Source organism: Phenylobacterium sp. (assembly GCF_036563285.1).
In the GTDB taxonomy this organism is placed as follows: Bacteria; Pseudomonadota; Alphaproteobacteria; order Caulobacterales; family Caulobacteraceae; genus Phenylobacterium.
The window spans coordinates 16,564-36,632 of record NZ_DATCMR010000012.1; the positions used below are offsets into that span (position 1 = coordinate 16,564).

At 69.0% G+C, this 20,069-nt stretch carries 18 protein-coding genes; 6 read left to right on the forward strand and 12 right to left on the reverse strand.

Translation table 11 applies throughout. The features are described from left to right. Window positions 1-5: 5 nt before the first annotated feature. Both accC and accB read right to left on the reverse strand, forming a co-directional pair. Window positions 6-1,364 (reverse strand): acetyl-CoA carboxylase biotin carboxylase subunit, encoded by a 1,359-nt coding sequence (gene accC / locus VIL76_RS18430; RefSeq protein ID WP_332046534.1) that lies wholly within the window; start codon window positions 1,362-1,364, stop codon window positions 6-8. 5 nt (window positions 1,365-1,369) lie between these two features. Then, a complete protein-coding gene (gene accB, locus VIL76_RS18435; RefSeq protein WP_332046535.1) occupies window positions 1,370-1,861 on the reverse strand; it encodes an acetyl-CoA carboxylase biotin carboxyl carrier protein in 492 nt (163 codons plus the stop codon). 145 nt (window positions 1,862-2,006) lie between these two features. On the opposite strand from accB, the gene thiS reads away from it, so the two are divergent. Beyond that, a complete protein-coding gene (gene thiS, locus VIL76_RS18440) occupies window positions 2,007-2,207 on the forward strand; it encodes a sulfur carrier protein ThiS (RefSeq protein WP_332046536.1) in 201 nt (66 codons plus the stop codon). 1 nt (window position 2,208) lies between these two features. After that, the gene (locus tag VIL76_RS18445) at window positions 2,209-2,997 is read left to right on the forward strand and encodes a thiazole synthase (RefSeq protein ID WP_332046537.1); all 789 of its coding nucleotides are present in this window, start codon (window positions 2,209-2,211) and stop codon (window positions 2,995-2,997) included. On the opposite strand, the gene VIL76_RS18450 is transcribed toward VIL76_RS18445, so the two are convergent. From VIL76_RS18450 to VIL76_RS18460, 3 genes are read right to left on the reverse strand one after another with little or no spacing between them, the layout of a single operon-like run. Further along, a complete protein-coding gene (locus VIL76_RS18450) occupies window positions 2,994-3,725 on the reverse strand; it encodes a DsbA family protein (RefSeq protein WP_332046538.1) in 732 nt (243 codons plus the stop codon). The genes VIL76_RS18445 and VIL76_RS18450 overlap by 4 nt on opposite strands. Window positions 3,726-3,766: 41 nt before the next feature. Further along, complete coding sequence (locus VIL76_RS18455; RefSeq protein WP_332046539.1) at window positions 3,767-5,173, reverse strand: M48 family metalloprotease; 1,407 nt, start codon at window positions 5,171-5,173, stop codon at window positions 3,767-3,769. A gap of 48 nt (window positions 5,174-5,221) precedes the next feature. Next, window positions 5,222-7,903, reverse strand: coding sequence for a ribonuclease E/G (locus tag VIL76_RS18460; protein ID WP_332046540.1), 2,682 nt, complete (start codon window positions 7,901-7,903; stop codon window positions 5,222-5,224). A gap of 418 nt (window positions 7,904-8,321) precedes the next feature. Between VIL76_RS18460 and VIL76_RS18465 the strand changes: the two genes are divergently transcribed. The 3 genes from VIL76_RS18465 to prfB all read left to right on the forward strand — a co-directional run bounded on the left by VIL76_RS18465 (window position 8,322) and on the right by prfB (window position 13,208). Next, on the forward strand, window positions 8,322-9,536 hold the full coding sequence (locus tag VIL76_RS18465; RefSeq protein WP_332046541.1) for an N-acetylmuramoyl-L-alanine amidase: 1,215 nt from the start codon (window positions 8,322-8,324) through the stop codon (window positions 9,534-9,536). A 119-nt stretch (window positions 9,537-9,655) separates the two neighbouring features. Then, window positions 9,656-12,034, forward strand: a complete 2,379-nt coding sequence (locus tag VIL76_RS18470; protein WP_332046542.1) for a penicillin-binding protein 1A — start codon at window positions 9,656-9,658, stop codon at window positions 12,032-12,034. A gap of 48 nt (window positions 12,035-12,082) precedes the next feature. Continuing rightward, window positions 12,083-13,208, forward strand: a protein-coding gene (gene prfB / locus VIL76_RS18475) for a peptide chain release factor 2 (RefSeq protein WP_332046543.1) whose coding sequence is annotated in 2 segments (ribosomal slippage) — window positions 12,083-12,151 and window positions 12,153-13,208 — 1,125 coding nt in all. Because the reading frame shifts where the segments join, the coding sequence is not laid out codon by codon here. Between the two features lie 148 nt (window positions 13,209-13,356). On the opposite strand, the gene VIL76_RS18480 is transcribed toward prfB, so the two are convergent. The 6 genes from VIL76_RS18480 to VIL76_RS18505 form a co-directional block, all read right to left on the reverse strand. Next, on the reverse strand, window positions 13,357-15,825 hold the full coding sequence (locus VIL76_RS18480) for a hypothetical protein (protein WP_332046544.1): 2,469 nt from the start codon (window positions 15,823-15,825) through the stop codon (window positions 13,357-13,359). A gap of 70 nt (window positions 15,826-15,895) precedes the next feature. Beyond that, complete coding sequence (locus VIL76_RS18485) at window positions 15,896-16,336, reverse strand: polymer-forming cytoskeletal protein (RefSeq protein ID WP_332046545.1); 441 nt, start codon at window positions 16,334-16,336, stop codon at window positions 15,896-15,898. Beyond that, window positions 16,314-17,471 (reverse strand): M23 family metallopeptidase, encoded by a 1,158-nt coding sequence (locus VIL76_RS18490; protein ID WP_332046546.1) that lies wholly within the window; start codon window positions 17,469-17,471, stop codon window positions 16,314-16,316. Before VIL76_RS18490 ends, VIL76_RS18485 begins: the two co-directional genes overlap by 23 nt. 256 nt (window positions 17,472-17,727) lie before the next feature. Further along, the gene (locus VIL76_RS18495) at window positions 17,728-18,072 is read right to left on the reverse strand and encodes a DUF3140 domain-containing protein (RefSeq protein ID WP_332046547.1); all 345 of its coding nucleotides are present in this window, start codon (window positions 18,070-18,072) and stop codon (window positions 17,728-17,730) included. A 34-nt stretch (window positions 18,073-18,106) separates the two neighbouring features. Continuing rightward, complete coding sequence (locus VIL76_RS18500) at window positions 18,107-18,328, reverse strand: DUF378 domain-containing protein (protein WP_332046548.1); 222 nt, start codon at window positions 18,326-18,328, stop codon at window positions 18,107-18,109. Window positions 18,329-18,442: 114 nt separating this feature from the next. Next, complete coding sequence (locus VIL76_RS18505) at window positions 18,443-19,048, reverse strand: LuxR C-terminal-related transcriptional regulator (protein ID WP_332046549.1); 606 nt, start codon at window positions 19,046-19,048, stop codon at window positions 18,443-18,445. A 105-nt stretch (window positions 19,049-19,153) separates the two neighbouring features. On the opposite strand from VIL76_RS18505, the gene VIL76_RS18510 reads away from it, so the two are divergent. After that, complete coding sequence (locus tag VIL76_RS18510; protein ID WP_332046550.1) at window positions 19,154-19,609, forward strand: pyridoxamine 5'-phosphate oxidase family protein; 456 nt, start codon at window positions 19,154-19,156, stop codon at window positions 19,607-19,609. Here the strand turns inward: VIL76_RS18510 and VIL76_RS18515 are convergent. Continuing rightward, complete coding sequence (locus VIL76_RS18515; protein ID WP_332046551.1) at window positions 19,606-20,067, reverse strand: peroxiredoxin; 462 nt, start codon at window positions 20,065-20,067, stop codon at window positions 19,606-19,608. The genes VIL76_RS18510 and VIL76_RS18515 overlap by 4 nt on opposite strands. Between the last annotated feature and the right edge of the window lie 2 nt (window positions 20,068-20,069).

Genomic DNA, 20,069 nt, shown 5'->3' on the forward strand with positions numbered 1-20,069 from the left:
ACCTATCAGGCGGCCTGGGCGGCCGCCTGGCTCTTCATCCAGTTTTCCAGCCAGTGGATGTTGTAGTCGCCGCGGATGATGTCCGGCTGGGTCATCAGCTCCTGGAAGAGCGGGATGTTGGTGTCGATGCCGCCCACCACCACCTCGTTGAGGCAGCGGCAGAGGCGGGCGATGCACTCCTCCCGGTCGCGGCCATGGACGATCAGCTTGCCCACCAGGCTGTCGTAGTAGGGCGGGATCGAATAGCCGGCGTAGAGCGCGGAATCGAGCCGCACGCCCAGCCCCCCGGGGGCATGGAAGTCGGTGACCAGGCCTGGCGACGGAACGAAGGTCTTGGGGTTCTCTGCGTTGATCCGGCACTCGATGGCGTGGCCTTCGAAGACCACGTCTTCCTGCCGGAACGACAGGGGCTCGCCGGCGGCGATGCGGATCTGCTCGCGCACCAGGTCGATGCCGGTGATCGCCTCGGTGACCGGGTGCTCCACCTGCAGGCGGGTATTCATCTCGATGAAGAAGAACTCGCCGTTCTCGTACAGGAACTCGATGGTGCCGACGCCGAGGTAGCCGATCGCCTTCACGGCATCGACCACCACCTTGCCGATGGCGGCCCGGGCCTTGGCGTCGATCACCGGGGAGGGGGCCTCCTCCAGCACTTTCTGGTGGCGGCGCTGCAGGGAGCAGTCGCGCTCGCCCAGGTGGCAGACGTTGCCGAAGCTGTCGGCGATCACCTGCAGCTCGATGTGCCGCGGGGTCTGCAGGTAGCGCTCCATGTAGACGGCGTCGTCGCCGAACGCCGCCTTGGCCTCGGAGCGGGCGGTGCCGACCGCCTCGGCGAGGTCCTCCTGCGTCTGGGCCACCTTCATGCCGCGTCCGCCGCCGCCGGCGGCGGCCTTGATCAGCACCGGGAAGCCGATCTCCTTGGCCGCGGCGAAGGCCTCCTCCTCGGTGGTGACGGCGCCGTCGGAGCCGGGGACCACCGGGATTCCGGCGTCCTTCACCGCCTGCTTGGCGGTGATCTTGTCGCCCATCATCCGGATGTGCTCCGGCTTCGGCCCGATGAAGGTGAAGCCGTGGGCGTTCACGATCTCGGCGAAGCGGGCGTTTTCCGATAGGAATCCGTAGCCTGGATGGATTCCCTGAGCTCCGGTGATCTCCGCCGCGGCGATGATCGAGGGGATGTTCAGGTAGCTCTTGGCGGCCGGCGCCGGGCCGATGCAGACGCTCTCGTCGGCAAGCCGCACCCACATGGCCCCGCTGTCGGCCTCGGAGTGCACGGCGACGGTGGAGATGCCCATCTCCTTGCAGGCCCGATGGACGCGGAGCGCGATCTCGCCTCGGTTGGCGATCAGGATCTTTTCGAACATGGCGACTACTCAATGACCGCGAGCGGTTCGCCGAACTCCACGGGCTGGCCATCCTCCACCAGGATCTCCACGACCTTGCCGGCCTTGGGCGCGGGGATCGGGTTCATGGTCTTCATGGCCTCGACGATCATCAGAGTCTGGCCGGCCGTGACCGTGTCGCCCACCTTGATGAAGGGCGGCGCCTCCGGCTGCGGCTGCATGTAGACGGTGCCGACCATCGGGGAATTGACGGTGTCGCCCTTCGCCCGCTGGGCCGGAGCCGCCTCCGCAGGGGCCGCCGCGGCAGGCGCGGCCGCCGGGGCCTGCGCCGGGGCGGCAGGGGCCGGGGCCGCCACGTGCATGACGGGTGCGGCGCCCAGCGTCTTGGCGACGCGGATCTTCAGCGAGCCCTGCTCCACCTCGATCTCGGAGAGGCCGGTGTCGGTGAGGATGTCGGCCAGTTTGCGCACCAGGCGGGCGTCGAACAGATCGGCGGGAGCCTTGGGACTGCTAGCCATGGATGATCCTTGCTCCGTTTTCGCACTCGAAGGGCCTTGCGGCCCTTGTGGGCTCAACGATCAGGTCTGAACGACGCCGAATTCGGCCCTGCCGTCGAATCCGGCGTCTTGTAACGGCCGGCGGCGGGGGTCACAAGCAGGGGCCATGAACCTGATCCTCAATGGCGAGCCCAGAGCGGTCGGCGGGGTCCGCGACATCGCCGGCCTGGTGGCTCAGCTCGGCCTAGACGCCCGCAAGGTGGCGGTGGAGCGCAACCTGGAGATCGTGCCAAGGTCGGCCTATGCGGAGACCGCGCTTGCCGACGGCGACCGCATCGAAATCGTGCACTTCATTGGAGGCGGCTGAGATGGACGGAACCCAAGTGGCCGAGGACACCTGGTCCGTCGCCGGACGCACCTTCCGCTCGCGCCTCATCGTCGGCACCGGCAAGTACAAGGACTACGCCCAGAACGCCGCGGCGGCCGAGGCGGCCGGGGCCGAGATCGTCACCGTGGCCTTGCGGCGGGTGAACCTGTCCGACCCCAGCCAGCCGATGCTGGTGGACCACGTGAAGCCGGACCGCTTCACCTTCCTGCCCAACACCGCCGGCTGCTACACGGGCGAGGAGGCGGTGCGCCTCCTCCGCTTGGCCCGCGAGGCCGGCGGCTGGGACCTTGTGAAGCTGGAGGTGCTCTCCAACACCAAGCACCTGCTCCCCGACATGGAAGAGACTTTGCGGGCCCTGAAGATGCTGGTCTCGGAGGGCTTCCAGGTGATGGTCTATTGCTCCGACGACCCGGTGTACGCCAAGAAGCTGGAGCACGCGGGCGCGGCGGCGATCATGCCGCTGGGGGCGCCGATCGGCTCTGGCCGCGGCATCCAGAATGTCCTGAACCTCGGCCTCATCATCGAGCAGGCCACCGTGCCCGTGCTGGTCGACGCCGGAGTGGGCACGGCTTCCGACGCGTCGCTGGCCATGGAGCTGGGTTGCGATGCGGTCCTGATGAACACCGCGATCGCCGAGGCCCGCGACCCGATCCGGATGGCGCGCGCCATGAAGCACGCGGTCATCGCCGGCCGTGAGGCCTACTCGGCCGGCCGTATGCCGAAGCGGATGTACGCCGACCCGTCCTCGCCGCTGTCGGGGCTGATCTAGCTCTCGGTCTGCGCCGGCGGCCGCTTCAGGTCGCCGGCCTTGGCGACGGTGATCGCCGCGCGCAGGGCGTTCAAGTCGGCGCCGGGGATCAGGGTCTCGCCGACCACGAATGCGGGCGTGCCCTCGATCTGCAAGGCGCTGGCGAGCTGGCGGACGTCGGCGATATGCCGCTCGATCGCAGGGTCGGCGGCAGCCTTTCGCACCTGCGCCGGATCGAGGCCCAGGGCGCGCAGGTGCCGGTCGATGCCGGCCTCGTCCAGCGCCCGCTCGGCCATCCAGCGGCTGTAGAGCTCGAGGCCCTTCTGCTTGCCGGCTGGGGTCAGGGCGACCTTGGCGGCGGTGTCGGAGACGCTGCCGAAGATCGGCATCTCCTTGAAGACGAACCGGACGTCCGGGTTCTCCTGGATGAGCTTCACGATCTCGGGCGCCGCGGTTTTGCAGTAGCCGCAGCGGTAGTCGTAGAACTCGACGACCGTGACCTTGCCCTGCGGGTTGATCACCAGGTCGCGGGGATCGCGCTCCAGCTGGGCGCGGTATTTGCGCAGCGCCTCGGTCGACGCTTCGCGGGCGGCCACCTGGCGCTTCTCCTGCAGCTTAGTCGCCACTTCCTCGAGCACCTCTGGGTTCTCGAGCAGATAGGCGCGCACCTTCTGGCCGAAGGCGGCGTCGCCCGGCTTGTCGCAGGCGGTCAGCGAAAGGGCGGCGAGCGCCATCAGGAGGTGGGGCATGGGTTTCATGGTCGGCAGATAGGCGCTTGCGCGGCCTGGGGCTAGCGGCGGACCTGGCCGCGCGAGATGGACCCTTCGCCGGCAAGTTCCTTCAGGTCGTCCTTGCTGGGCTGCGAGGCGAGCACGATGTCGGTCGCCCGGCGGAATCCGGGCGTGTCCTTCGGGAGCATCTCGCGGGCCCGCATGGCGAAGATCCGCGCCTGACGCTTGTCGCCGATGTTGAAGTTGTATTCGGCGGTGGCGAGGCGGGCGAGGCCGTCGTCGCCGCGCTTGTCGTAGGCCTCGGCCAGGAGGCGCCAGGCGGTGGCGTTGTCCTCCTCCTGGGTGAGCGCCTTCTTCAGCTCGGCGATGCCCTCGTCGATCTTCGCCTTGTCGTCGATGGCGATCAGGGTCTGGCCCAGGTTGACGCGCAGCAGCGGCGCCTCGGGCTTCAGCTCCACGGACTTGCGCTGCGGCGCCTCGGCCTCGGCGGCGCGGCCGAACTCGAAGAGGATCTGTCCCTTCAGCTCCCACAGGTAGGGGTTGTTCGGCTGCTCGGCGATCAGGGCGTCGACCATCTTCAGCGCCTTCTCCGGCTCCTTGAGCTGGTAGTAGGCGATCGCGCGGGCGTAGCGGGCGGGATAGGACTTGTCGGTCTCCGCGTACTTCACGATGGCGACCTGCGGATTGATGAACCCGTCCAGCTTGGCCTTCATGATGGCGTGCTCGGCCATGGCCTCCGGGCTGTCCACCTTGTCGTAGTGGGACATGGTCTCGACCTTGCGGCGCAGGGACTCGATGCGGTCCGAGGAGAGCGGGTGGGTGCGGAAGTAGGCGAACCGCCGGCTCTCGTTGAACACCTCCTGATACCGGAAGTTGTCGAAGAACTCGGCGAGCCCCCTGCCGGAGAGGCCCGCCTTCTCGAGCAGGGTGGCGCCGGCCTGGTCGGCGCGGCCCTCCTGCTCACGGCTGTAGCCGAGCGCGCCCAGGGTGCCGAAATAGCCGGCGCTGCCCACCAGGCCCGCCGCGGCGTCCGGCGCCCCGGCAAGGGCGGCCAGCACCCCCAGGCCCATGGTCAGCAGGAAGGGCTTCATGCCGGCGCGCTGCAGGTCGCCGGAGCGGGCGCTGTGGCCCGCCGCCAGGTGACCGACTTCGTGGCCGATGACGCCCTGCAGCTCGTTGGGGTTCTTGCTTTCCAGGATCAGGCCGGTGTTGACGCCCATCACGCCGGGACCGGCGAAGGCGTTCAGCTCCTTCGAGCCGACCAGGATGATCTGGACGTTCTTGGGCTCGATGCCGGCCGCACGCAGGATCGGCTCGGAGTCCTTCAGCAGGATCTCCTCGATCTCGGTGTCGCGGATCAGGGACATGCCTTCCTGCGCCCTGGCTGGCGCGGCCGGCAGCACCAGGCTGGCGGCGAGCGTCGCCGCCATCGCAATCCGGGACACCAGGCGGGCAGGGGAGACCATGCGCAAACCTTCCAACACGCTCCCCCTGCCCACCTAGAACCTAGCGCCTCAACCCCGGCGCCACCAGCCTTTGCGAGGCGCAGGCGGTGGGGCGGTAATCTCTTCCGGCGCGGGACCGGTGCTCACCGGCCGGCGCGACGGCGTGCGCGGCGCGTCCGGCTCGGCGTTCGCGGCAACAGGGGCCAGGGCGACCGGCTCGGGCTCGGGCTGCGGCGCAGCCTGGACGACGGGCTCGGGCGCGGGCTGCGGCGCAGGCTCCTCGACGGGGGTGTCGGCCACGACGGGAGCTTCGGCCAGCGGACCCTCGGCGACCGCTTCGACGGCGGGCGCAGCCTCGGCGACCGTGGCCTCGGCCTTGTCGCGGCCACGGCCACGCGGCCGGCGGGCGCGCTTCGGCTTCTCCTCGGCGGCCGGCAGCTCGACCCATATATCCTCGTCGCCGGACGACGCCGCGGCGACGGTGGGCGGAGGCGCGGGCGTGGGCGCGGCGGCTTCAGCGGTGATCGGCGCGGCGCGCCGTTCGTCGTTGGCCGGGGTCGGAGCGCCGGCGGGGGCCGCATCCTGGGCCCCCTTCAGGTCCTCGGCCGGGTCGTACCAGACGAAGGGATCGTCGCCGTAGGGCACCCACGGGCGCGTCCAGGCGAAGGCGTCCTGCGGACGGGCGTCGTCGCGCATGCGGCGGCCGCCGCGACGGCCGCGACGGCGGCGGCGGCCGTGGCCGCCTTCCTCGTCGTCGGCCGGACGGGATTCCTGAGGAGGCCGCGGCTCGCGCTGATCGGAGCGCGGCTCGCGCGCCTCGCCGGCTTCGCGGGGCTCGTCTCCGCGGCGGCCCCGGCGCCGGCGGCGACGGCCGCGACGGCCTTCGGCGTCCTCGCGGTCGCCCTCGTCGCGGCGCTGCTGCTGCGGCTGGGCCTCGGTCTCGTCCGCCTCGTCTTCCTCTTCGTCGTCCTCCTCCTCTTCGTCGTCGAAGGCCTCGTCGTCGAAGGCTTCTTCAGCGGAGGGCTCGTATGGCTGGACCAGCGCCTGGGCGACAGGGGCGGCGTGCTCGGCGCGCGTCTCGCTGGCCGTGCGCTCGATCTGGTGGTCGGCGTGGGCCATGGTGTCGTCGATCACCACCGTCACGAAGAGCCCGAAGCTCTGGTGCAGGCGGGCGAGATGGGCGCGCTTCTCGTTGAGGATGTAGAGGCCGACGGCGCGAGGCACGGTGAGGGTGGCTTCCCCGCCGCCCTTCAAGGCCTCGATCTCCAGGGCTCGTAGCGCGGCCAGCGCGCTGGATTCCACCGAGCGGACGCGGCCGGTGCCGGCGCAGTGCTCGCAGACGTGGGTGGTGCCCTCCAGCACGCCGGTGCGGCGGCGCTGGCGGGAGATCTCCATCAGGCCGAAGGCGCTGATCTTGCCCATCTGCACGCGGGCGCGGTCGTCCTTCAGGCAGTCCTTCAGCTTCTTCTCGACGGCCCGGTTGTTCTTGGGCTCGTCCATGTCGATGAAGTCGATGACGATCAGGCCAGCCAGGTCGCGCAGGCGCAGCTGGCGGGCGGCTTCCTCGGCCGCCTCCATGTTGGTCTTCAGCGCCGTGGCCTCGATGTTCCGCTCGCGGGTGGAGCGGCCGGAGTTCACGTCGACGGCGACCAAGGCCTCGGTCTGGTTGATCACCAGGTACCCGCCCGAACGGAGCGGAACGACCGGCGAGTAGATCTGCGAGAGGTGGTCCTCGACCCGGTGCTTGACGAACAACGGGGTCGGCTCGCGGTAGAGCTGCACCTTCTTCGCCTGGCTGGGCATCAGCATGCGCATGAACTCGCGCGCTTCCTTGAAGCTCGCCTCGCCCTCGACGAATACGTCGTCGATGTCCTTGTCGTACAGGTCGCGGATCGCCCGCTTCACGAGGTCCTCTTCCTCGTAGATCAGCGCAGGCGCGATCGAGTGCAGGGTAGTCTCGCGGATATTCTCCCAGAGCCTCAGCAGGTAGTCGTAGTCCCGCTTCAGCTCGGCCTTGGTGCGCTTGGCGCCCGCCGTGCGCACGATCAGCCCCATGCCCTGCGGCACGTCCAGGCTCTGGACGATGGTCTTCAGGCGCTTGCGGTCGGTGGCGGTGGTGATCTTGCGGCTGATGCCGCCGCCTCGGGCGGTGTTCGGCATCAGGACGCCGTAGCGGCCGGCCAGCGACAGGTAGGTCGTGAGCGCCGCCCCCTTGTTGCCGCGCTCTTCCTTGACGACCTGGACCAGCATGATCTGCCGGCGGCGGATCACCTCCTGGATCTTGTACTTGCGCATCAGCCGACGGCGGCGGCGGGCAAGCTCCTCCTCCATGACGTCGTCGTCGTCCTCGGAGGCCGATGCGCCGTTGTCGTCATCGTCCTCGTCCTCGGAGCCGGCTTCGACGTCGTCGCCGCCTCGCGAGCCGCGCCCGCGGCGACCGCGGGTCTCGTGGTGCTCTTCCTCTTCCTCGGCCTCTTCGCGCAGCAGGGCTTCGCGGTCGGCGACCGGGATCTGGTAGTAGTCGGGGTGGATTTCGTTGAAGGCCAGGAAGCCGTGGCGGTTGCCGCCGTACTCGATGAAGGCCGCCTGCAGGGACGGCTCAACGCGCGTCACCTTGGCGAGATAGATGTTCCCTCTGAGCTGCTTCCTGTTCTGGCTCTCGAAATCGAACTCTTCAACGCGGTTTCCGTCGACGACCACCACACGCGTCTCTTCCGCGTGGGCTGCGTCGATCAACATAGTCTTGGACATTTAAGTCTCCACGGCGCGCAGAGCGCTGCCGGTGCATGGGACGGGCGCGCGCGCCGCCCGGGAAGACGCCGATAGCGGCGTCTCGGGCGGCCTTAGGCCGGAATGTGGCGTGAGCTGCGCAGCCCATCAGGTGTGTTCCCAGGCGCGTCCCTGAAGGGGCGCGGATCGGATGATGCGTCGTGGCCGAGGATTCGGTCGAAGCCGACGCGGGCTTGTTTCGCGCGGTCCGTGGCCTCGCTCGAAGGAGCGGAAGGCGCTTTGGGGCGCGGCCGGACTTTGCAACACCGGGCGGCAAAAGGAAAGCCGCGACCTCTGCGGCGCGTGGAAAGGTCTGGTTAACCCTTTGTCCACCGAGGCCGCGTCTATATGTGCGCTTCAAGTGCGGACCTGAAGTCCGTAGGCTGGGCGCCAAGGCAAAATGCTGACGCGTATGGGGCAGGGTGTGTGGCGCTACCGGGGTCGGGCCCTCGTGGTCTCGGCCGCAGCCGCCGTGTGCCTGGCGGCCGTCGCCGTCGGACACGCCGCGACCGCGGTGGGCGCAAGCCTCCTCAAGGTCCGGCTCGGCGGCGACTCCGCCCAGACCCGCATTGTCATCGACCTGGAGCGTTCGGCCTCGGCCAAGGTGGTCGCCGACGGCGCGGCCGACGGCCGCGTGGTGCTGATGCTCCCCGGGGTCTCGGCCGCCAGTGTCCAGCAGGGGGCGGGCCAGGGGCTGGTGAAGACCTGGATGGTGGACCAGACCGCCGGCGGCGCCCGCCTGCAGATGGACATCGCCTCGGGGGCCAAGCTGAAGCGCCGCTTCCTGCTGCCGCCGGCCGACGGCGTGGAGCACTACCGCTACGTCGTCGACGTGGCCCCGTTGGCGCCCGGCGAGATCCAGATGGCCAGGGCCGCCGCGCCGCCGCCGATCCCGGTGCTGCGGCCCAAGCTGGTCGCCGCCAAGGACCCGCTCCCGCTCAAGAAGGTCATCGTCATCGACGCCGGCCACGGCGGCCAGGACCCGGGCGCCCACGGGGCGGCGAACCTGGAAAAGGACGTCAATCTGGCCGCCGCGCGGGCGCTGAAGACGCGGCTGGAGCGCACCGGCCGCTACAAGGTGGTGATGACCCGCGACGCCGACGTCTACGTGCCGCTGGAAAGCCGGGTCCGCATCGCCCAGCGCGCCGACGCCGACCTGTTCATCTCGCTGCACTCGGACTCGGGCCCTGACGCCAGCCTGTCCGGCGCCAGCGTTTACACGCTCTCCGACAAGGCCAGCCGCCGGGCGACCCGCTTCGTCTCCAAGGACGACTGGTTCATGAAGGCCAGCCTATCCGGCGACCGCGGCGTCTCCGACATCCTGCTCGACCTGACGCAGCGGGCGACGCGAAACCGGTCCTCGGCCTTCGCCCAGATGGTGGTGGCCAGCATCGAGGGCGAGGCCCCCCTGCTGCGCCGCAGCCACCGCGACGCCGGCTTCATGGTGTTGTTGGCGCCCGACGTGCCGGCCGTGCTGCTGGAGATGGGCTTCATCTCCAATCCGGCCGACGAGCGGCTGCTGACCGACGCGTCCCGCCGTGGCGCGCTGATGAACTCGGTGGCCGACGCCATCGAGGGCTATTTCGGCGAGCCCACCCGGCTTGCGGCGCGCTGACGCGGCGCCCTTTCCGGGCCGTTGGCGCCCGCGCCGACGCACGCTAGACGAGGCCTGACGAAGAGCGGCTCCCGCTCTGGAGGCAGGTCGAGTTGAATCCCCCCGAAAGATGGGTCGCAATGGCCGGCGTCGCCGTGCTGAGCGCCATTGCGGTGGCCGGGTTCTCGGCCGCCATCTGGGCCGCCGTGCTGTTCCACGACATGCCCGACGCCGGCGACCTGGCCGACTACCATCCGCCGACGGCGACGCGCGCCTACGCCTGGGACGGCACGCTGATCGGCGAGTTCTCCCGCGAGCGGCGGATCTACGTCCCCTACGACGCTATCCCGACCCAGCTGGCCCAGGCCTTCCTGGCGGCCGAAGACCACAGCTTCTTCGAGCACGGCGGCGTCGACGTGGGCGGGATCGGCCGCGCCATGGCCAAGAACGTGCTGAACGCGGCCCAGGGCCGGCGCATGGAAGGCGGCTCGACGATCACCCAGCAGGTGGCCAAGAACGTCCTTTTGACCAACGACCCGACCATTGGGCGCAAGCTCAAGGAGGCGATTCTCGCCGGCCGGCTGGAGCAGACCCTCACCAAGGAGCGGATCCTCGAGCTCTACCTGAACGAGATCTGGCTCGGGTACCGGTCGTACGGGGTGGGGGCCGCGGCCTACAACTACTTCGGCAAGTCGATCTCGGACCTTAGCCTGGCGGAGAGCGCCTATCTGGCCGCCGTGCCCAAGGGGCCCGACAATTACCACCCGATCCGCCGCAAGGCCGAGGCGATCGGCCGCCGCAACTGGGTGATCGACCAGATGGCCGGCCTGGGCTGGGTCACCCGCGCCGAGGCCGAGGCCGCCAAGCGCGAGGACCTGGTGGTCCAGGCCGAGCCCACCCGCTCGAAGTACCGCGACGCCGACTACTTCGTGGAAGAGGTCCGCCGCCGCGGCCTCGCCACCCTGGGCCCACGCATCAACGAGGGCGGCTACTACATGCGCACCACACTCGACCCGCGCCTGCAGAGCGCGGCCCGCGTGGCGCTGATGAACGGGCTGGAGCGCTACGACCGCCGGCACGGCTGGCGCGGCCCGTGGGGCAACGTCACCACGCTCGCCGGGTGGGAAGAGGTGGCCAAGAAGAAGTCGCGGCCCGCCGAGCGCCGGACCTGGCGCGCCGCCGTGGTGACCAGCGTCGCCGGCGGCACGGTGAGGGTGCGCACCATCGAGGGGCAGGAGGGCGCGCTCGCCGCCCAGGACGTGGCCTGGGCCCGCGCCGGCAAGGGCATCGGGTCCGGCGACCTGGTGTTCGTGGCCCCTGACGAGGAGGGCGGCTCCGCGCTGCGCCTGAAGCAGGTGCCGATCGTCAACGGCGCCCTCGTGGCCATGGAGCCGCATTCCGGCCGCGTGCTGGCGATGGTGGGCGGCTATTCGTTCTCGCTCTCCAGCTTCAACCGCGCGACCCAGGCCCAGCGGCAGCCCGGATCGGCCATCAAGCCGATCGTCTACGCCGCGGCCCTGGAGAGCGGCTACACGCCCGCCAGCGTCATCATGGACGCCCCGATCACTCTCGTGGGCGCCGGCGGCCAGGCCTGGCGGCCGGAGAATTACGAGGGCAAGTACTACGGCGCCCTGCAGCTGCGGAAAGGCCTCGAGCTCTCCCGCAACACCATGACCGTGCGTCTCGCCCAGGGCGTCGGCATGACCAAGATCTCGAGCCTTGCCGAGCGCCTGGGGGTGACCAAGAAGATGGACAAGGTCCTGGCCATGGCCCTGGGCTCCGGCGAAACCACCGTGTTCCGCATGGCCGGCGCCTACTCGTCCTTCGTGAACGGCGGCAAGAAGGTCGAGCCTCACCTGATCGAGCTGGTCCAGGACCGCGAGGGCAAGACCATCTACAAGGCCGACCGGCGCGACTGCGACCGCTGCGACGCCGGCTTCTCCGGAGACGAGAGCCCCCGCATCGCGCCGGCCGGCGCCCAGGTGATGGACCCGATCACCGCCTACCAGATCACCTCCATGCTGCAGGGGGTGGTCCAGCGCGGCACGGCCGTCTCCGCCTCGTCGCTGGGCTATCCGCTGGGCGGCAAGACGGGGACGACCAACGACTACCGCTCAGCCTGGTTCATGGGCTTCTCGCCGGACCTGGTGGTCGGCGTCTACGTGGGCTTCGACGACAACCGCAGCCTCGGCAAGGGCGAGACCGGCAGTCAGTCGGCGGTGCCGATTTTCATCGATTTCATGAAGGTGGCCCTGGAGAACCTTCCGAAGGAGGAGTTCGCCGCGCCGAAGAACGCCAAGTACGCCATGGTGCGCGGCGTCCGCGAGGCGTTCCGGCCCGGCACCGAGCCCAGGGTGGCGACCGCCCCCACGGCGGCCGGCGGCGTCGCGGCGCCCCGCGGTCCGCAGCCCTACAACAAGGTCTGGCAGAACGGCGTCACCGGCGCCCCGAGCGCAGCCGGCGCGGTGGCCCCGCCGCCGCCGAAGCGGCCGGCCGACGACACCAACGGCTTGTTCTGACCTTCCGCCCGCGCTATCTGCCGCGGCCCCATTCACCGGAGCTTTCCCATGAGAGCGGATGTCGAGGCCGCGAAGGCCGACATCGAGCAGTCGATCGAACTGCTCAGGAGGCGTCTTTGACTGGGAGCCCGCGCTCCGCAAGCTGGACGAGCTGAACGCCCGGGTCGAGGACCCGAGCCTGTGGGACGACGCCGGCAAGGCCCAGGCCCTGATGCGCGAGCGCACCCAGCTCGCCGCCAAGGTCGAGGCGGTGCAGTCGCTGGAGCGCGACCTCGCCGACGCCCTGGGCTACGCCGAGATGGCGGAGGAGGAGGGCGACGAGGCCGCCTTCGGGGAGGCCTGCGCCCAGCTCAAGGGCATCAAGGAGCGGGCCGCCCGAGCCGAGCTGGAGGCCCTGCTGTCCGGCGAGGCCGACGGCAACGACGCCTTCGTCGAGATCAACTCCGGGGCCGGCGGCACCGAGTCCAACGACTGGGCCGGCATGCTGCTGCGCATGTACACCCGCTGGGCCAACGCCCACGGCATGGAGGTGGAGTTCCTCGAGGAGACCACGGGCGAACAGGCCGGCATCAAGTCGGCCACCCTGCAGGTGAAGGGGCCCAACGCCTACGGGTGGCTGAAGACCGAGGCCGGTGTCCACCGGCTGGTGCGCATCTCGCCGTTCGACGCCGCCGCCAAGCGGCACACCTCGTTCGCCTCGGTCTGGGTCTACCCCGTGGTGGACGACAACATCGAGATCGAGATCAATCCGTCCGACGTGCGCACGGACACCTACCGGGCGTCAGGGGCTGGCGGCCAGCACGTCAACAAGACCGACAGCGCCGTGCGCCTCACCCACATCCCCACCGGCATCGCGGTCGCCTGCCAGAACCAGCGCTCGCAGCACCAGAACCGCGACCAGGCCTGGAAGATGCTGAAGGCCCGCCTCTACGAGCTGGAGCTGGAGAAGCGCGAGGCGGCGCAGGCTGCGATTGAGGAGCAGAAGACGGACATCGGCTGGGGCCACCAGATCCGCAGCTACGTCCTGCAGCCGTACCAGATGGTGAAGGACCTCAGGACCGAGGTGGAGACCAGCGACACCCAAGGCGTGCTGGACGGTGACCTCGACCCGTTCATGGGCGCCGCCCTGGCCCAGCGGGTCGGCGCGACACGGGACGCCAAGGCCGACGCCTGAGGCGTGGTACACGCCGTGGCAGGCCTATCTGCACCACCCAGCGCGACAACTCTCGCGACGGCCTAAGTCTATGACTTACAATGAGAAAGACCCTATCATTGTATATCGAGGCGCGCTGATCGCCGAGGAATTGCGGCCGCGATCCTCCTCAGGTTCCGAAAATCCACCCGGGCGTCAGCGACGACAGCTGAGTGCCGATGAGCACGATCCGGCCGACGACTCCAGTGGCGTCCGTCACATCGACAATGACGTCGCCTCCTTGCTGGATCGCTGTGAAGGTGCTGCCCGGCAGGATGTAGATCCGGTCGCCTTCCAACCGGTTGAAGTCTGTCACCCAGTCCATGCCGGATCCGGCAAAAGCGTGGAAAATGTCGGCGCCCGCGCCGCCGGTTACGGTGTCGTCTCCCCGATCCCCGGAAAGCCAGTCATCGCCGGTGCCGCCCCGAACGATGTCGTCTCCCTGGCCGCCACGCACGACGTCGGCGCCGTCGCCGCCATCGGAAGTGTCATTGCCCAGATTGCCGAGGAGGAGGTCAGCGCCTGCGTTCCCGGCAAGTTGGTCCTGGTCCTTGCCCCCAACCACCCAATCGTCGCCGGCGCCGCCCCGCAGGTCATCGTCACCGTGATTGCCATGGAGGTAGTCGAACGCCGGTCCGCCGATGAGGAGGTCGTTGCCGCCCCCGCCGGAAACCATGCCTGTCACCCTCCCGCCACTGGAGCCGTCATAGGTTTCGGCGAAACCGCCCATGACGACAGCGCCGTTGATGGCGCCAGCGTTCTGCAGCGTGATGCCATTGCCGTTTAGGCGCACTTCGCCGTTGAGCACCCCTGTAGCCTCGTTCACGAACGTCCGCGCGTAGGCCGCGTAACCGTCATAGGACTGCTGGCTGAAGTCGAGTGCGATGTCGCCCTGGATGAGACCCGCGTTCCCGTACTCGTCGCCGAACGGCCGATAATCTCCATGAGCATGGATGGATACCGCCGTGTTCTGCGCCCGCCCCGTAGCGCGATGCGAGACCACGATCGATGCCCCCGCTTCGTTGCGGAACCAGGAGTACGGCGCGCCGAGATAGACGCCCCAGCTCTGGCCGTACTGGCCACCGTGGTCGGAGACATTTAACGCGCCCCAGTTGCGAAAGCCGGAGCCTCCGGACAGCAGGTTTGGCAGGAAGAATCCGCGCGTGAATTCGCCCCCGTCGACACGGATCGTGCCGTAGTTCAAGTACGCGCCGGCCGTCGCGTACGAACTCACACCGGTTGCGTCGCCGGTCGATGTGATCTCCACGAGGCCATGGTTCTCGAAGCTCGGTCCCTTGAACCCGGGCACGAAATACCCGACAGCCTCCCCAAGGGCGTCCCTGCTGTTAAGTCGAAGCACGCCCGTGCTCTCGATCTCGAACCACTGGCGCGGCCCTCCGTCCTCGGCCCACACAGAGGAGCCGGTTACGGTGCCGGCAATGGTGAAGACCGCTGAAACGGTTGTCGTGTCAGGGTTCCACAGGGTGAAACTGCGCCCGTGTGCGATCGTCTCGCCAGACCCTATGCGCATGGACGTTGTAATCACCGTGCGGGGTATGGCCAGGCTGCCTTCCCCGGCCTTAAGGGGGGTCGTTGAAAAGTCGATGACCTCGATGCCCGTCTCGGTGTCGAGGAACAGGAAGCGCCCGTCCGAGGAAAACTCAAGCGCGCCGTCATTGTCGTGAGCGTCAGGGCCGACGTGCGCTTGAGTCTTGATGACGCCAAGCTGCTGCCAAGACCGGGTGTCGAACACCGCGATCTCGGCCTTGTTGTAAGGCATCACGAAGAGCTGCTTGCCGTCCGGCGTGAACTGCACGCTCTCGATGTGGAAGTCGAAGTCGAAACTCAGGTCACGCACCAGTCGCATCGACAGATCGGCGATGATGAGCGAACCCGACTGAGCAGGGATTGCGACCAGCCCGGCGGCCTCGCTGATGTCGGCGTGCTCTAAGAGGAATGCTCCACTGTGGCCCGGCAATGCCCCCACGCTCAAGTGGCCGACGATCTGGCCCGTCGTCCCGTCGAAGAGCGACGCCCTGCCACCCGAGCCTCCCGTCTGAGGGACCAGCACATAGCGATGGCTCTCGGACACCGTGAGTGTGGGCCTTGGGAACTCAATCCCCGCCGCGAGGACGGCGGCGGTAGGTGAGGGGGCATCGCCTGTGATGATACGCAGTTCGGTGCTTCCCGACCCGGAGTAGTCCGTCGCCAGCAGGGCGCGATTGTCGCTCAATACGGCGACATCGGCCGGGCTGATCTCAGAGCGTTGGGTGGTGAAGGAGAGTGTCTCCACCCGTCCATCGCCGAGCCACACGCGGTGGTAGTAGAGGGTTGAGGGGCCCTGCGGAAAACCGGTCGGACCTATCGGAGCGGCTTGGTAGAAAGTTTCTCCGATCAAGACATAGCGGCCGTCAGGAGAGACGGCGACGTCGGTCAGCGTGTGGGCGCCCGGGATGCTGATCGAAGTGATCTGCCCCGTTTGAGGGTTCAAACTGTGCAGGGCGCCATTCGAGGTGAACAGCAGACGCTGGCTGTGCGGGTCCCAGACGAACCCGCCGATGTCGCCATACCCGGAGATCGTCCGGCTCAAATCTGTCATGAAACCAAGCCCCCAGGCGATCGGGACTTAGTCCGTGGTCGGAGTCAACCCAAGGCGACGCTTGTCAGCCTTACTCCGCCGGTTCGGCGGGGGCTTCGAGGGCCGGGATCTCGACGGCGGCGGTGGCGGGCTCGTAGCGGAGGCTGCGGCCTTCGAAGCGGGCGCCGGTGTCGATGGTCAGTTGGGCGTGGGTCACGTCGCCGATCACCTGGGCGCTGGCGTGCAGGCGCACCTGCTGGGCCGTGACGGAGCCGATCACCCGGCCGCGGACGTCCACGGCCTCGGCCTCGATCGCGCCCTCCACGTGACCGGTCTCGCCGATGGTCAGGCGGCCGACGCGCAGGTCGCCGTGCAGGATGCCGTCCAGCTGCACGTCGCCATCGGAGGCGAGGTCGCCGTTCAGGGTGACGTTCTCGGCGATCAGCGAGGCGGCGATCGGGCGGCGGGCCGGGCCGGGCTCGCCGGCCTCGGGACGCGGGGAGGCCGGCTTAGCCGGCTTGCTGGAGAACATACTGTCCGGCCCTTACGAAGCGGTCGGGATTCTGGGCGCGGCCGTTGACCCACACCTCGTAGTGCAGGTGCGTGCCGGTGGAGCGCCCGGTGGAGCCCATACCGCCCAGCCGCTGGCCGACGGCGACCCGCTGTCCGGCGCGGACGCCGATGGAATGCAGGTGGGCGTAGCGGGTCTTGAAGCCGCGCCCGTGGTCCACCTCGACGGTGTTGCCGTAGCCGGAGCGCACGCCGGTAAAGGAGACCACGCCCGGCGCGGTCGAATAGACCGGCGTCATGGTGCCGCCGGCGAAGTCGAGGCCGGAGTGGTACGCCGGACGGCGGGTGAACGGGTCATAGCGGACGCCGAAGCCGCTGGTCTTGGGCGTGTTGGCGGTAGGCTTGGCGAACGGCAGCCGCTGGGCGGCCTCGGACAGCGCGCGGGCCTCCGACATGTCGCTGGCGGCATGCTGGATGCGCTCGGCGAAAGCCTCGTCGACGTCGAGCACGGCGGCGAGCGCGCGCGGATCCTTGGACTCGATCAGCGGACCGCCGAGCGAGCCGCCCTTTGGCATGTAGGTGGAGGGCGACAGGCCGGCGAGGCGGAAGGCCAGGCGCAGGCGATCGGCGCGGCTCTTGGCGAAGGTGTCGGCGGCGTCCAGGAGCTGCTCCTGGCTGATGCGCACCATCTCCACGCGACGGGTCGGATTGGCGTCCGTGGCGGCGAGCGCGCGGCTGATCGCCGGCGTCAGCGCCTCGGCGGCCCCCGGCGTCCCTTTCACGTCGGTGAGCAGCAGGGCGAGCGCGGCGTGGCGCTTCTCGATGGCGACGGCCAGCTCCTCGGTGGAGCCGTCGGCGGCGTTGAGCTGGGCGACGGCCGAGTTCAGGCGCGCCTGGCGGTCGGCGATCCAGCGCTCATACTTGGCCTGGGTGCGGGCGATCTCGCGGTCGGCCGAGGAGGCGGAGAAGACGCCGACCAGCATGGCGGCGGTGGAGATCCCGAGCCACAGGGCGGCGCCGGCGACCACGCCCGCGGCGACCATCTGCTTCTTGGTGGAGAGGACGAAGGCCTTCATCTCGCCGCCGGCGCGGACGTAGAGGTGGCGTTCGGGAAAAAGCTCTTCGAGCGAGCGGCGAAGGCGCGCCAGGCGTTGCATACTGTTCGTGTAGGTCCCCAGCCCCGTGGACGCTCGCGATATGCAACGAATAGTTTCAGCCGCGCAAGGTGGTTTGCGCGCGCTGCGGGCGTAGGGGGACCGAATGCCGCAAGGCTGAGGCCCAGTCCGCGATTCGTCAAACGTCTGTTGGGCGTGTTGCCCAACATGCGGCCGGGCGCGACAAATCCGCCACAGTGACGCTCGCGGCGTTGCGGGTGACCTGCGGCGAGGGGCCTTACCGTCGGAGCACGGGCGCTCAGCGCTCTTCGCGATCCCCGGTGAGGAAGCGCTTGAGGGGATCATGCCCCCAGTTCATCAGCGAATAGCGCCAGCGCGACGTGAGCATGTTCGCCGGGGCCTGCGCGGTATGCCGGCGAATGAACCCGGTCGCCTTGCGCATGAGGGCGTAATCCGCCTCGGTGAGGTCGCGGCCGCTCTTGGCGAGGATCTCCGCGATCCGGCGGCCGCTCGCGTGCCCGACGCTCTCGCGCAGGCTTGCGTCCGCGCCCTTCCAGCCGACGCGTCGGCTCTCGTCGGTGTCGAGCCAGACGATCAGCTCGGCGGCGCTCATGTTCACCGCCACCGCGAAGGCCTGCGCCACCCGGTGGCGGTCGGCGCCGCCACCGGGTCGCAGCCTAGCCGTGCGCAGGGCTACGGCTGCCGGCCCCGATCCCCCGGAAGAGGGGGACCAGCTGCCAGGCGGCAGAGACGCCCACCAGAACGTAGACGGCGCGGCTCAGCGGCGACATCTCGCCGAAGATGGCCGCGACGAGATCGAAGTCGAACAGGCCGACGAGTCCCCAGTTCAGGCCGCCGACGATCAGCAGCACCAGGGTGATGGTGTTCACGATACGCATGAATCTCTCCTGCGGAACCGCGGCGTGATCGAAATGGCCGCCGGGTTTTCCCATCGCAGGACCTACGCCCGCCGGCCGGCGCCTGCGATATGGCCTTTGGGCCGTAGGCGGGTGTTAGAGGCCGGCCTCGACGGCCATCCGGATCGCCTCGGCCGACGTGGCCACGCCCAGTCCGTCCAGCAGCAGGGCGCGGTGCATCTTCACGGTCCTCTCGCTGATCTTGAGCTCCCAGGCGATCTGCTTGTTCAGCAGGCCGCGGGCCATGAGCTGGAGCACCTGCCGTCGGCGGGCGGGCAGGGCGGCCACCTTCTCCGCGGCTCCGGACTGGCGGCGCGCCAGGGCGCCGTCGGCCTGGGGCCCCAGGTCGACCTGGGAGCCCAGGAACCAGGCAAGCTCACCCTCGGGTCCGAACAGCGGGGTGATCATCACCCCATTGCGGAAGGCGCGGCCATCGCGACGGTAGTTGACGATATCGACCAGCACCGGCCGTGCATCGCGCACGGCCGCCCGGATCTGCTCATTCGTCGCCGGATCCGTGGCGGGGCCCGCCAGGAAGCGGCAGTTGCGTCCGAGGATCTCGGCTTCCGAATAGCCCGTGAGTTTGCAGAACGCCTCGTTGGCCAGCTCGAGGGGGTTGTCCGGGCGCCGAGGATTGCTGGCGACCATGGCGATAGGGCTCAGGCCGATCGCCTCGATCAGGGCTCGCTCATCGTCCGCCATGCGGTGACCCGGCTCCGCTCATAGGTCCGATACGTCCCTTGTACCGTATGCCGGAGCGCCAGCAGCCCCCAGGTCGTTCTCGGCCCACAACCAAGGAGCAACCTGATGGCCGACCTGACGCTCGAGGACATCGCCGAAAAGATGCGCGATATCGACATCGCGGTGCTGTCGACCCGCACCTCAACAGGGGCGATCGCGGGCCGACCGATGAGCAACAACGGCCAGGTGGAGTTCGACGGGGACACCTACTTCTTCACGCTGGATGACACCGGGACAGTCCAGGACATCTCGAGCGATCCGAATGTCGGGGTGAGCTATCGGGCGAAGTCCGGCCCGCTGGGCATGAAGCCGTTCTTCATCACGCTCGAAGGCAGCGCCGAGCTGATCCGCGACAAGGCGCGGTTCGCCGAGCATTGGACCAACGACCTCGACGTCTGGTTCAAGGACGGCATCGAGACCCCCGGCCTGGTGATGATCAAGGTGCACGCCGAGCGCCTCCACTATTGGGACGGCTTCGAGGAGGGCGAGATCCCCCTGCAGGGCGCTGCGCGGGCCGCCTAGAGCGCCTTCGCCGCGTCCAGCACCTGCTGGGCGTGGCTGGCGACCTTCACCTTGCGCCAGATGCGGCGGATGACGCCGTCCCTGATCAGGAAGGTGGAGCGGTCGATGCCCATGTACTGGCGGCCGTAGAGGCTCTTCTCGACCCAGGAGCCGTAGCGGGCGATGACCTCGCCCTCGGGATCGGAGGCGAGGCGCACGGCCAGGCCGTACTTCGCCGCGAAGTTCTGGTGCCGCTTCACGCTGTCCTTGGAGACGCCGACCACCGTGGCGCGGGCCTTCTCGAAGTCGGCGGCCAGAGCGCTGAAGTCCTTGGCTTCGGTCGTGCAGCCTGGCGTGTCGTCCTTCGGATAGAAGTAGAGCACCAGGGTCTTTCCGGCGAAGTCGGAGAGGCGGACGGGGCCGTCCGCGCTCTCCAGTTCGAACTCCGGCGCCTTCGCGCCTTCGCTGATGTCTGTCATTC